The sequence below is a fragment of the Vallitalea maricola genome, from assembly GCF_036985595.1.
Taxonomy (GTDB): Bacteria; Bacillota; Clostridia; order Lachnospirales; family Vallitaleaceae; genus Vallitalea; species Vallitalea maricola.
In genome coordinates, this window is record NZ_BTPU01000088.1 from 14784 (window position 1) to 27805 (window position 13022).

Annotated in this window: 10 protein-coding genes and 5 tRNA genes; 8 read left to right on the forward strand and 7 right to left on the reverse strand. The window is 31.2% G+C overall.

Annotated features, from left to right (window positions below; genetic code table 11):
- Positions 1 to 80 precede the first annotated feature (80 nt).
- Positions 81 to 1787, forward strand: a complete 1707-nt coding sequence (locus AACQ14_RS21100) for a sigma 54-interacting transcriptional regulator (RefSeq protein WP_339365558.1) — start codon at positions 81 to 83, stop codon at positions 1785 to 1787.
- A gap of 130 nt (positions 1788 to 1917) precedes the next feature.
- On the opposite strand, the gene AACQ14_RS21105 is transcribed toward AACQ14_RS21100, so the two are convergent.
- Both AACQ14_RS21105 and AACQ14_RS21110 read right to left on the reverse strand, forming a co-directional pair.
- Complete coding sequence (locus AACQ14_RS21105; protein ID WP_339365559.1) at positions 1918 to 3102, reverse strand: hypothetical protein; 1185 nt, start codon at positions 3100 to 3102, stop codon at positions 1918 to 1920.
- The gene (locus AACQ14_RS21110) at positions 3095 to 3559 is read right to left on the reverse strand and encodes an RNA polymerase sigma factor (RefSeq protein ID WP_339365560.1); all 465 of its coding nucleotides are present in this window, start codon (positions 3557 to 3559) and stop codon (positions 3095 to 3097) included. The genes AACQ14_RS21105 and AACQ14_RS21110 overlap by 8 nt, the downstream gene beginning before the upstream one ends.
- 80 nt (positions 3560 to 3639) lie before the next feature.
- Between AACQ14_RS21110 and AACQ14_RS21115 the strand changes: the two genes are divergently transcribed.
- Positions 3640 to 3852: a hypothetical protein gene (locus tag AACQ14_RS21115; RefSeq protein WP_339365561.1), complete on the forward strand. Its 213-nt coding sequence runs from the start codon at positions 3640 to 3642 to the stop codon at positions 3850 to 3852.
- 59 nt (positions 3853 to 3911) lie between these two features.
- Here AACQ14_RS21115 and AACQ14_RS21120 read toward each other — a convergent pair whose 3' ends face one another.
- Entirely contained in the window at positions 3912 to 5663 is a 1752-nt protein-coding gene (locus tag AACQ14_RS21120) for an ABC transporter ATP-binding protein (RefSeq protein ID WP_339365562.1), read from the reverse strand.
- 196 nt (positions 5664 to 5859) lie between these two features.
- Between AACQ14_RS21120 and AACQ14_RS21125 the strand changes: the two genes are divergently transcribed.
- A complete protein-coding gene (locus AACQ14_RS21125; RefSeq protein WP_339365563.1) occupies positions 5860 to 6426 on the forward strand; it encodes a manganese efflux pump MntP in 567 nt (188 codons plus the stop codon).
- Positions 6427 to 6437: 11 nt separating this feature from the next.
- On the opposite strand, the gene AACQ14_RS21130 is transcribed toward AACQ14_RS21125, so the two are convergent.
- The 4 genes from AACQ14_RS21130 to AACQ14_RS21145 form a co-directional block, all read right to left on the reverse strand.
- Positions 6438 to 7217: an alpha/beta hydrolase gene (locus AACQ14_RS21130; RefSeq protein WP_339365564.1), complete on the reverse strand. Its 780-nt coding sequence runs from the start codon at positions 7215 to 7217 to the stop codon at positions 6438 to 6440.
- On the reverse strand, positions 7217 to 7831 hold the full coding sequence (locus AACQ14_RS21135; protein WP_339365565.1) for a TetR/AcrR family transcriptional regulator: 615 nt from the start codon (positions 7829 to 7831) through the stop codon (positions 7217 to 7219). The genes AACQ14_RS21130 and AACQ14_RS21135 overlap by 1 nt, the downstream gene beginning before the upstream one ends.
- Before the next feature lie 325 nt (positions 7832 to 8156).
- Positions 8157 to 9872 carry an FAD-binding oxidoreductase gene (locus tag AACQ14_RS21140; protein WP_339365566.1) on the reverse strand — a complete coding sequence of 572 codons (1716 nt, stop codon included), beginning with the start codon at positions 9870 to 9872 and terminating at the stop codon, positions 8157 to 8159.
- A 73-nt stretch (positions 9873 to 9945) separates the two neighbouring features.
- Positions 9946 to 11475: an FGGY-family carbohydrate kinase gene (locus AACQ14_RS21145; protein WP_339365567.1), complete on the reverse strand. Its 1530-nt coding sequence runs from the start codon at positions 11473 to 11475 to the stop codon at positions 9946 to 9948.
- Between the two features lie 391 nt (positions 11476 to 11866).
- Between AACQ14_RS21145 and AACQ14_RS21150 the strand changes: the two genes are divergently transcribed.
- The 5 genes from AACQ14_RS21150 (at position 11867) to AACQ14_RS21170 (ending at position 12367) form a co-directional block, all read left to right on the forward strand.
- A tRNA-Asn gene (locus AACQ14_RS21150) sits at positions 11867 to 11938 on the forward strand.
- A gap of 48 nt (positions 11939 to 11986) precedes the next feature.
- Positions 11987 to 12061, forward strand: a tRNA-Pro gene (locus AACQ14_RS21155).
- Between the two features lie 6 nt (positions 12062 to 12067).
- A tRNA-Arg gene (locus tag AACQ14_RS21160) sits at positions 12068 to 12141 on the forward strand.
- A gap of 48 nt (positions 12142 to 12189) precedes the next feature.
- Positions 12190 to 12263 (forward strand) — tRNA-Lys (locus tag AACQ14_RS21165).
- A gap of 19 nt (positions 12264 to 12282) precedes the next feature.
- Positions 12283 to 12367 (forward strand) — tRNA-Leu (locus AACQ14_RS21170).
- Positions 12368 to 13022: the final 655 nt, after the last annotated feature.

Sequence of the window (13022 nt, forward strand, 5' to 3'; positions counted from 1 at the left end):
GATATTATCATTAATAATGGTATAATAAATACAGAAAAACCAACAATACAGATCACGGAAATATAAGGTGTGTTATTAGAATGAAAATAAACAGATTGATTCAAATTATTATGATTTTATTGAATAAAAAAATGGTTACTGTTAAATATCTTGCTGATAAGTTTGAAGTATCAACAAGAACTATCTATAGAGATTTGGAGACCTTATCCTTATCTGGAATTCCTATCTGTTCATCCAAAGGAAACAAAGGTGGAATCAGCTTATTAGAAGGATACTCATTAAAATATGCATTTTTGCCCGGACCAGATAAGAAACGAATGATTTTCGATATAGATGCTTTAGTTGATATTGAAGAACAAATTGTACATACTGAAAACTTTATAGAAGATTATAGTAAGGCATGGCAATGTTTTATAGAGAATAGAACATTCAATCAAAAAGCTATCAAAGAAGAAATTCTTCAATCATGGAAACGTTGTAAGATTAATGAAGTCTCTTTATATGATTTTGACATAGATATGTTGATGAAACCTGAAGAAAAGCTTAATTACGTTGTAGACGAATTAGTAGAATACAATGTAAATGGTTTCAAAGAATTTAGCCAAATAGTTAAGAATCTAGACTTGGATATATGTATTTATGATTGTAATGCTAAGCTGAAATATATTTTTAACATTAGTCCATTGTATGATAAGATGTACCCTGAAGTAGGTTATTTCAAAGATGTTTCTGAGCTGGTTATAGGTACTAATTCTACATGTCTAGCTTTAGCTGAAAACAGACCATGTATGGTCGTTGGTCCAGAGCATTATAAACACATATTTCATGAATTTAGTTGTGTAGCTGCACCTATATATAGTCAAACCCAATTAATTGGCACAGTGAATGCATCCTTTGTACATACATCTGTTAATCATGAGACTCTTAATATGGTCTATAGCCTTGCAAGATTATATGAAAAATTGGTAATTAACTCTACAGATAATACACCTGACCATCCAATGCGTACAACTTATAGATATTCAGATTTTCCTGCTTTTGAGGATATTAAAGGAATTTCTTCAACTATTCAACGAGTTAAGAAATTAGCTAAAAAAACAGCTGCTACTGATTTACCGGTTTTTATATATGGTGAAAAAGGAACAGGTAAAAAATTATTGGCTCAAGCTATTCATAATGAAAGCCCTAGAAAATATAATCCATTTATAACTTTCAATTGTAGATCTATACCACAAGAACTGATTGATATAGAACTGTTTGGTTATAATAACGTTATGCTTCATGGAAAATCAAATAAAAGTAAAGTAGGTTTGTTGGAGAAAGCAAGCAGTGGAACTATTTATATTGAAGGTATAGAATTAATGCCTATGAATACTCAAGTAAAATTACTGGAATCATTAGAAAGTATGGAAGTAAAACCTATCGGAGGAAATGATCCATTACCTATTGATGTACGACTGATAACATCAGCTCAATCACATCTTACAAATGAACTACATAATAAAAGCTTTTTACAAGATTTATATTATGAAATAACACTAATACAATTTTATTTACCACCTCTAAGAGAACGAAAAGAGGATATAACTACTATTATTACCAATTATATACCAAAGTTCAGTAAGAATGCAAATATACCTATTAAACATTATGATTGCAATCTTCTCGACAAGCTCATTGCTTATGATTATTATTATGGTAATATCCATGAGCTTTTAAATGTACTAGAAAGACTAGTAATATTATCATCAGGAGAAACCTATGATATTTCCTTAGTACCATTTTAACATACAAATATTACTGAACAAGTTCAAAATCTAGTAATCTAATTAAATTGGATTAAAAAGCTATGAGTCCATCTAGTTAAAATGGACTCATAGCTTTTGTATAAAGTATTAATTGATTGGCATTATTAATCTATAATTCAAGAAAGACCATATTTTCATAAATAATATCATTTTCTTCTTTTTTATCTGTATTATCTAAAGGGCTTAATTTTCCATGGTTAACGATAGGTATACCACTTAGTACGGATGTATCAGCTTTCAATAATCCTTTATTACATATATTTTTAATCTTATCTTTCGCTACTTCCAAAGTTACTGATTCATCAATTACTAGTTTTCCATTGTTATCTATGGCTACTTTACTTTTTAATCCTAATAAATAATTTTTGTCAATGATCAGTTTTCCATTATTGTGTATATCATTATTACTCATTATCTTCACATTGCTATTATTACATAATTTTTTAACTGTCTCAAATAATTCTTCATCACAGATTACTTTATCTGAGTAAATAGATGTGATATGCTTCCTTAATTCTTCGGATGTAATATCTTTAATAACTAGTTTGCCATCCACTATTAATGATTCTCCATCAAAGAATTTTAAAGTACCTGAATTAACTTCAACTGTACCCTCTTTAAATACACTATTATCTGGTACAATAGTAAGTTCTACTTCCTCAAGATTATCAATAGTCTTTTTTAATATTTTCAAATTTCCTTTAGTTATAACCAATTCATCAAGAATTTGAATATGCTCAATACTGTCATTTACACTATCTTCATCTATCTTATCTATTGCTACTAGTTTTTCTATTGTCAACTTAGCATTTACTTGTTTTTCTATAAATGTTTCATTAAATAGAACTGTATCATCTATAAAACGATAACCTTCTTTTAGGGCTATAGTCAATCCGTTAATCTTGGACTTGATGCTTACAACGGATTTTAATGATTCTGGACAAATAACCATACCATTAACTGTCATGGAATGTATTTTTTCCTTAAAAAGCTCTTTAGGCATTTCTTTAATCTCACAAACACCATTTACTAGAATGAAAAGTTTATTATCAACTTCTTCTAATAGGGCTTCATCAATAACAGCTTTACCATTTTCTGTCATATAGTCTATACTCTCATCCTCATTAATCTTAACCATACTACCTATATTAATTTTTTTAATACCACTAATTAATGAAGCTGTTGTATCACTATAAATAAGACTGCATATATTCTCTAATCCTGTAATATTACTAACTGACTTCTCAGTTGCCTTTCTTGCATCTAATAAACAAATATTTACGACTTTACCCATTTACATAACCTCCATCTCTTAATTTGTTAATAGCTAAACTCAATCTATTACGTATTGTAGAAGGTGATACCTTCTGTAACTCACCTATTTGTCTGCTATTTAGACCATCAACATATTTTAACTTAATCAATTCTTTTAGATACTCAGGTAATATATCAATCATATCGTTAAAGTATATATCTGTTTCCATGTTTATCTCCCTAGTTATAATACTATCGTCTTCACAAAAAACTATTTTTTTGTTTTTTCTGAAATTATCTATAAAAGTATTTTTGATAACCCTGAAGAACCAGCCTTTTATTTCATAATCATTCATGTTATCAAACATTTCTTCTCGTTCAAGCGCTTTAACATAAGCATCTTGGACAATATCAAAAGCATCTTCTTTTCTTTTGACAAGACTCTTTGCATATCTAATGAATTCCTTATGATATTGTTCATATACATTATAAATCATATAATTTCAACTCCTGAGTAAATCTATGTTAATTGTGTGCTAGCACCTCTTACATCTATACAACGAATAACTTGATTGAAGTGTCTTCGTTAATTTTATTTTCTTTTGGGATTGTTAATGTTTCATTAGGATACTATCTAGGAGGTATTGCATTAGAACATTATAAAACAGGTCATATTTGTATTTTTATAGGTGTCATAACAGCAATATCTGGACTAAGTACTATTCGTATAATAAGAAACGATATGACAAATGATGAAGAAGAAGATTCTAGAGTGTGTGAAGCAAGTTAAAGGGTATGACTTATATAGCCATCCCCTTTTTTAATATTACATCTTACATACACAGTACCTTAGATTTGGTCAGGTATATAACCTTTGAATTGTGCTTTATACAATTTTTCATATATACCTTCACTGGCAAGCAGTTGTTCATGGGTACCTTTTTCTTTGATACCTTCTTCAGTTATAACTACAATCTCATCAGCATTCTTTATTGTAGATAATCTATGTGCGATAACAAGAGATGTTCTGCCTTTTGATAGTTTTTCAAGTGCACGTTGGATTTTTATCTCTGTTTCATTATCTAGAGCTGATGTTGCCTCATCCAATATTAGTATAGGAGGATTCTTGAGAAATACTCTAGCTATGCTTATTCTTTGTTTCTGTCCTCCTGATAGTCTTATACCTCTTTCTCCTACATTAGTATCATAACCATCTGGTAGTCCCATGATGAAGTCATGTATCTCAGCATTTTTAGCAGCTTCAATAAGTCTGTCTTCTGAAGCACTTATATCTCCATACATGATATTATCTTTGATGGTTCCTGCAAATAGAAATACATCTTGAGATACTAAACCTATATTACTTCTTAGTGACTTGACTTTGATATCTTTTATATTCTTACCATCAATAGTAATCATTCCTTCATCTACCTCATAGAATCGTGGAATCAAGTGGCATAACGTTGTCTTACCTCCACCTGAAGGACCTACCAACGCCAATGTTCTACCTGCATTAATATTAAGATTTATATTGTTAAGTACTTTTTCATGGTCATTATAGGAAAAGGTTACGTTATTAAAATCTATATTACCTATAACATTCTTTAAATCAACAGCACCCAATTTGTCTTTTATCAATGGTTCGATTTCCATTAGTTCAGTGAATCTTTCAAATCCAGTCATACCAGATTCAAACTGCTGGACAAAGTTGGATAATCTTCTGATAGGCTGTAAAAATGCATTAACATACATTATGAAGGCTAATAAATCCATGATAGTCATTGTTTCCTTCATGATAAGAAAACCTCCGAACCCTATAACTACTAGATTAAGAATCTTAGTTATAAAGCCCATCCCTACACTGAATATAGCCATATTTTTATAAGCGACATCTTTGGAAGCTCTAAACTCTTTATTACCAAAAGTGAATTTTTCCATCTCATGTTCTTCATTAGCAAATGATTTGGACACTCTTATTCCTGAAATACTACTTTCTAATTGGGCATTCACATTGGCAATCTTTTTCTTCACATTCTTAAATCCTCTTGACATTTTTGTTCTTTGCTTAATAGCAAACCATACAAGGAAAGGAATAAATATGTATACGGCAAGAGCTAATCTCCACTCCATGAATAACATGGCAAAAAAAGCTCCAATTAACATAATAAGTGATAAGAAAAGGTCTTCTGGTCCGTGATGTGCAAGTTCTGTTATCTCGTTTAGATCATTAACCATTCTAGACATTATATGTCCAGTTCTTGTCTTATCATAAAATCTAAAAGATAATGATTGAAGGTGTCTGAACAAGTCTTTTCTCATATCATATTCCATTCTTACACCTAGAATATGTCCCCAAAAATCCACGATATATTGAAAAATAGCTCTTATCAAATAAAGTCCTAATAACATTAATATAAATAAGAAGAATGTTCGAAACTGGTTCTTGGGTAGTAAGTCGTTTAATGCATATCTAGATAGCATTGGCACTGATAAATCTATTGATGCAATCAAAAAAGCACATATCATGTCAATTATAAATAACTTCTTGTGTGGTTTATAGTAACTAATAAATCTTTTTAACATTTTATTGTCTTTTTTCAAAGTATCACCTCTTACATCAAATTTACATAGCAGAATATCTGCTAGAACTCATGTAGTTTTCTATTATAACACATCTATAATTCAGTATCAATTTTTATGAAAGTTTTATTATAATATTAGCATATAATTTCTTATGATGTATTATATATTAAATGACTAGGTAACTTTAGAAAAATAGTTGAAAGGACGTATTCTATTGAGTATATATTCTATTGTTTTAGTTGCACTAAGCCTTTCTATGGATGCTTTTGCAGTATCTATCACCCTGGGTCTCACAAGTGATAATAATTATAATCTAACTGCTGTAAAAGCAGGTTTGTCCTTTGGATTATTTCAAGGAGGGATGGCAGGAATTGGATGGGCTCTAGGTTGTTCACTAAGAAGAGTAATCGACCCTATAGACCACTGGATAGCTTTTTTATTACTATCTGCTATAGGTATTAATTTTATAAAAGAATCTAAGAATCCTTCACTGAATACATTGTCCATTGACAGTTTGAAAGTTCTAATTACTTTGTCTTTAGCAACAAGCATTGATGCTCTTGCAACTGGTGTTACTTTTTCATTATTGAATGCAAATATATTGATATCTGTATGTCTAATAGGTCAAATTACATATTTTGCATCTGTAATGGGAGTATTTATTGGAAGGGGGCTTAGTAAAAGTACTAAGCTGCAATCATGTGTCAATATTTTAGGTGGTATAATTCTTATTATGATAGGCTTGAAAATCATAATTACTCATCTTATAAGTAATATGTAGTAATACTATAACTATTGTATTTCTTTATAAGTTTCTCTCATAATAAAATCCTTTAACATACTTATTTGTTTATTAGGCTCTCCAATACATAATTGACCATGATTATATCCTTCTAAACAAATAATATGCATATTCGAAACCATAGCTTTCATTCGGTCATAGGGCTTTTTTAAATATTTTTCTTTAGAAGAATATACAATAAGACAATGGGTATCAATATTTTTTATTGATTCTTTTAAGTAATAGTTACAAACAAGTTTTTGAACATTTCTAATAGTTTTTTTCGACATATGTTTTATTAAATTTTTTGTATCAGAATATAAGCTTTGAGGCATTTTTATTTTTATTAAAAAACGGTTTATTAACTTTTCCCAAAAAAAGTGCCCCCTTACGCCATGGTACATTGCAGTCTCTGATATATTGATGAGAAACCATGATGCAAGCTTATTTATTCCCAGTGAACCCGATTCAATAAATGCATATTTAACAAAATTATTTGCTTGACACATAATTTCCAATGCTATATCTGCACCAAGAGAAGCTCCATAAATAATATCAATATTAAATATATCTTGTTTAGTAAAATATTCAATTATTCTTGTTGCTTCTAGTTCAATTGATTCAAGTTCTGAATTATCATGAATATTATGTCCATCTAATACGGGCACAATTACATGATAGTTTTTTTCTAATTCTTCAATTTGAATCTCCAATGTATTCCATGGTACCCAACCGCCATGTACTAACAGAGCTTTCTTTTCATTTTGTTTTCCAAATTCTTTAAACTCCATTATTTCAACTCCTTATAATAATTATATTTCATTGATTTAATTACATATTTATACTCATCCACTAACACATCCCAATTTCTTGAATCCTCTAAATTGTAATGATATACAATACCTTCAGCACAATAAAGCAAAATCTTCATGCAATTAGTTGCATCAGCTTTGCTTGTAAATCTAGTCTTATTAATTGCTCCAATAAGTTCCTTATAAGGTTGTGACATTCGCATTTTAAGTTGCTGTAATCCCTCAATAAGATTATCATCTGTTTCAAAATAAATCCTATTAATGAGCTTATAATGTAAATTTAAATTACTAAAATAGTTTTTTTTGAATTCAATAATCTCAAAAATCTTTTCAAATAGATCATATCCTACCTTATTATTGATAGCTGCTAACAATTGTGAATTCAGCTGATTAACAATTTCATTCAAAATAAAAAAATAATATTCCTGCTTATTCTGAAAGTAATAAAATATCAATGATTTTGAAATCCCTGCTTCGTATGCTACTTTTGACATAGAAGCATTCCGATATGGATTATTAGCAAATATCTTACATCCTGCATGAAAAAGATTTATCTGCTTCTCTTCAGGTATATCAAAAAATCTCTTATTCAATCCATTACCTCTTTTCTATCTGAGAGATTTTCATAATTTAAACCAAATTCTGTACACACAATATGTAGATTTTTTTGCAGTTGCATTCAACTTATTAAAGAATCAACTGAAAAGAATTATGAAATTCTCTATCTAGTTAAATTATATATAATTACTATTCTAATACCACTGACCGATTTTGCAAAGATGTTTAAATGAAATTTTCATCTTTCTATAACAGCTTGATTTTATTTTTCATGAATAAAAAAATGCCCCCTATATAAAACAGTTTTAAAAATTTATAACTGTCTCATAAAGTGAGCATCTGGATTATAGTGTTTCTAAATTATTTGTATTTTAGTTTTCTTTTTTCTATGTCTAATCCAAGTGTTCCTCCTGGATTCATAATATTGTCAGGGTCAAAATGTTTTTTGAGAGTTCTTATTATATTGTAACAGTTTTCACCAATTGAATGTTCTAACCAAGGGCCAAATGATTTACCAATACCATGATGGTGACTGATAGCTGCCCCATATTTTACATAGTTATCTAGGATTCCTGCTTGATATTCTATATATTCATCCATTTCCATCCTAGCTATAAATATGAAATATAAGTTAGCACCTTGTGGGTACACATGAGACATGTGAGTAAGACATATAGTCTCTGGTCTTGCTTTACAATATTCTCTTAATCCTCTATGAACTTCACTCATTGTATCCCATGTTACTGAACATTCCATTGTATCAATGACAATACCGAAATCTCCTAAGGCATCTCTCATATATGGGTCTCTGAATCTACCTTTTTCCCACTGTTTAGTTGGATATCCTGTCAAATACATGGCTCCATATTTTTTACATATCTTGTGAAGCTTCTTCTTCATATTTTTACAGAATCCGATTTCTCCATCAGTGAATCCAAGGAAAAGACATCGTTCCATTTGTTTGAAGCCTTTTCTCTTCATGATGGAATCAATCTTAGTTCCCTCAACATTATATAATTTTAACATTAGACTGGTTTCTTCTGGGTCTGATAATCTAAATACAGAAGGCATTCCGAATTCACCTTGAGTTATCTCTCTGGCAGCAGCTTGAGCATTTTCCCAGCTTGGGAATATATAACTGAATCTGATTCTATTTTCAGGCATGTATTTGAATACTCTTAATGTAACATGTGTAAGAACACCGAATGCTCCTTCACTTCCAATCATAATCTGATCTATTGAAGGTCCTGTTGCCATTGCCGGATATTCTTCTGTTTTTATTATACCTACTGGTGTTGCATATTCTTGACATATAACAATATCTTCTATTTTTCCATAGTAGCTAGAGTTTTGACCAGCTCCTCTGGTTACAACCCAGCCACCTACACCGGAATACTCAAATGACTGTGGAAAATGTCCACAAGTATATCTTCCTTTAGCTCCTAATGTGTCTCTTGCATTATTAAGGACTCTTTCTAATTCTGGTCCTTGCATTCCTGATTCTACAGTGATGGTTTGATTCTTTTCATTGAAAGATACAACCTTATTAAAATTAACAGCTAAATCAAGGCTAACTCCACCTTTCATAGCTTCCATACCTCTTGTTACAGTTGAACCTCCAGCTTTACAGTAGATTGGAATTTTTTCACTTGAACAATAGCTGACGATATCTTCTATCTGTGATTTATTGCTTGGATATAAAACTATATCTGGTAAGTTTTCAACGATTTTATTCCTTAGTCTCATAAGGTCTATCATGGTATTTCCATAGGAGACCCTTAACCTTGTATATGTATCCAATTTGACATTATCATTTCCAACAATCTCTCTGAACTTTTGTATTTGTTCTTCTGATAGATTGACTGGAACCTCCATATCAACTTTATCTAATCCTTCACCTTGTTTTGTTTTAAAATATTCATCATCCAGTCCAAAAGTATCTTTTATAACTTTGTACAATCTTTCATTAGGGCATTTATATTCTGTAGGACTACCCCATTTTAGTATAGATCTGAAACTTCTTTCCGGTGGAGCTTCATGTTCCCATTCTGGCATGAATCCTTTATAATTTGACATCAAATTCCTCCTTTGGATATTAAGCTCTAAGCTGTAATATCATTCATATAGTTTCAAGTGATTGCATTCTAGTTTATTTTTGCATCTGTTTATATAAGGGTTTCAATTTGTTATATACCTTAGAATAAATGTTATCATATATATTTTTATATACTTCTACATTTACAGGGTCTGGCAAAAATTCATCTTTTAAATGAACCATATTCCCCACTGCTTCATCAAATGATTTGTATTCGCCTTTTGATACATATCCTACAATGGCAGCTCCTAATCCAGACGTCTCATAAGTCTGCACCCTGTAAACAGGTTTATTAAATAAATCTGCTGTTATTTGACATATAGCATCACTCTGGGAACCTCCTCCAGATACCATAATCTTTTGTATATTTATCTTAGATTTTTTCTGTATATATTGTAAGCCTTCAAATAATCCGAAACCTATACCTTCTATGATTGCTCTATATATATGTATTCTTGTATGATAATCATCAAAACCTATTATTGCTCCTTTACCTTCCGGTCTCTTGGCGCCTGCCCCCCAATAAGGCTGGAATACCAATCCATCACAACCTGGTGGTATATCATTTAATCTTTTATTAAGCAATTCTTCTGGAGCTATATTCAATTCTTTTGCTTGTGTAACTTCTTTTTGAGCAAACTCCTTCTTGAACCAAGAAATCATCCAGTATCCTCTATATATTTGTATTTCTGGATTATAAGCTTTTGGTATCACCGCCGGGAATGGACAAATAAATCTCAGCGCTTCGTAATATTTTCTAGAAGTGGTTTGTATAGATGCGTTGGAACCTAATGAAATACTGGCGGTATAGTTATCAAAACACCCGACACCTAATGTTTCACAGCCTTTGTCGGAACCTCCTGCTATAACTGGAATACCTTTTTTCAATCCGGTCTCATTAGTAGCTTCATCTACTACATAGCCAATTACACCTCCTGGTGCTACTAAGTCACACAGTTTCTCTCTTTCAATATGGAATATTTGACTCTTTTGACCTCGTTTACCTTCCCACCTAAAGTGTTTATAATTAAAAGGAATATGTCCAATCTGAGAAGCAATACTGTCTTTGAATTCATGGGTTAATTTATAGTTTAAGAATCCTGATATTTGTAAATATTTATGAGTTTTCTTCCAATTCTCTGGTTCATAATCTTGTATCCAATGAGCATTACAGTTAAGACTAAAATTCTTAGCTGTTGTCATCATACCTACAGTCGTTATAGTTAACTTATGATATAGAGTCATATCTCTTGGCTTTTCAATCTTCCTCTGGTCCATCCATAGAATAGCAGGCCTAATGATTTCTCCATTCTTACCAAGTAGAACACATGAGTCTCTTTGTGTAGTTACAACTACTCTGTCAATTTCATTGAAGACATCTTCCTCATCTTCTTTGATCTGTCTACAAACCTCACATAAACTATTCCAATAAACATTTGGATCTTGTTCAGCCCAACCAGGCTCAACTGAGTAATAAGGGTTAAATTCTCTTTTTACTTTTACCAGTAATTTTCCGTTCTTATCAAAGATTAATCCCCTTAAACTCTGTGTACCACAATCAATTGCAAGTACATATTTTCCCATCCATAATTCCTCCCGTATCAATTACTTAGTTTTATTTTAACACAGGAATACCAGTAAAACCACTAATAAACAATATATATTTTATATGTATCTATAAACGTGAATTTATATTACACCTCCTATTAAGATAATATATGTTGACGATGTTCTAACGTCAGGTCATATAGTTGTCCGTATGTCGTCCTACTAATTTTATCATTTTTTATAAAATTATTCAAGATTATTATATGTTTCTATGAATGACTTTTAATTCACACAAATAAATCATTTCAGAGTATTTAACCTTTTACCATGTAACACCGATTTTTACTGGGTTTGTACACCATCAAAAAATTTTTTTTAAAAAAGTATTGACATTTTAATCAAATTACTATATAATTCATTTTGCTGTTCCTCGATAGCTCAATGGTAGAGCATTCGGCTGTTAACCGAAGGGTTGTAGGTTCGAGTCCCACTCGGGGAGTTGCTTTTAATTAATAGTTTTAAATCGTTTTGCGATCTGATTTCAAAACGGGGTGTGGCTCAGCTTGGCTAGAGCGCTTGATTTGGGTTCAAGAGGCCGCAGGTTCGAATCCTGTCACCCCGATTGTATGTGCCTGTAGCTCAGTAGGATAGAGCAGTGGCCTTCTAAGCCACGTGTCCGGGGTTCGAATCCCTGCAGGCACGCTCATTAAAAAAATAATGAGCAATAATACAACATATTTTTTACACTATGGGCCACTAGCTCAGTCGGCTAGAGCACTGGACTTTTAATCCAGGTGTCCCGGGTTCGAGTCCCGGGTGGCTCATTTTTTTCATCTAAAATTAGCAGTTGTGGCGGAATTGGCATACGCGCTAGACTAAGGATCTAGTGTCCGATAAGGACTTGGGGGTTCGAGTCCCCCCAACTGCATTAACGATTTTTACATAATTTAAGGCTATTTGGTAATAAAAATAGTCTTTTTTGATGTCTTTTTTACTTACTTGCGTTTTTGTCTAGTGACGTTGAGGGGTTAATATGCCCCTGTATTTTCATTGCCTTCATTCACCCTTTGCTAAATGATTTTTAATAAAAAATCATCGTCACTTTTCACGAAATTTTAAAGCTTCATCCTCCTTTTTATTTTTAATAAATTGCACTAACATTAACATAGTACAACATGACATTTTACTTAAAAATTCAGGTGTCCGTTTAAAGGACATCCGAAAGATGCATATTCGTGGTTGCTTTAAGAACCTCAACTCTCGACGATTCACCGACATTTCAAATATGCATACTTGATACTCCACTTTTTATGGTATATGAGATAAAGGGGATTTTACCGTCGGCTCAACTTTGAGCCATTAAAAAAGGACAGTCCATTTGGATAGTTCTTTTCCTGATTTTATTATGTATTTACCTTACCTTTGTTCATTAATTAATTTATGAATATATTTTAAAGGAGCCTACCAAATACGGTAGACTCCTTATGTACTAATCAGTGCTTTAGTTTATTTTCAAAAATAATATTATAAAATATATACCTATTCTAAGTTCAACCATTTCTGTCCCACACTTAATTCATTTA

What these genes read in the sequence shown, in the direction of transcription:
- AACQ14_RS21100 (WP_339365558.1), top strand. Translation starts at nt 81, where the DNA reads ATGAAAATAAACAGATTGATTCAAATTATTATGATTTTATTGAATAAA.
- AACQ14_RS21105 (WP_339365559.1), bottom strand. Translation starts at nt 3,102, where the DNA reads ATGGGTAAAGTCGTAAATATTTGTTTATTAGATGCAAGAAAGGCAACT.
- AACQ14_RS21110 (WP_339365560.1), bottom strand. Translation starts at nt 3,559, where the DNA reads ATGATTTATAATGTATATGAACAATATCATAAGGAATTCATTAGATAT.
- AACQ14_RS21130 (WP_339365564.1), bottom strand. Translation starts at nt 7,217, where the DNA reads ATGGAGTTTAAAGAATTTGGAAAACAAAATGAAAAGAAAGCTCTGTTA.
- AACQ14_RS21140 (WP_339365566.1), bottom strand. Translation starts at nt 9,872, where the DNA reads ATGTCAAATTATAAAGGATTCATGCCAGAATGGGAACATGAAGCTCCA.
- AACQ14_RS21145 (WP_339365567.1), bottom strand. Translation starts at nt 11,475, where the DNA reads ATGGGAAAATATGTACTTGCAATTGATTGTGGTACACAGAGTTTAAGG.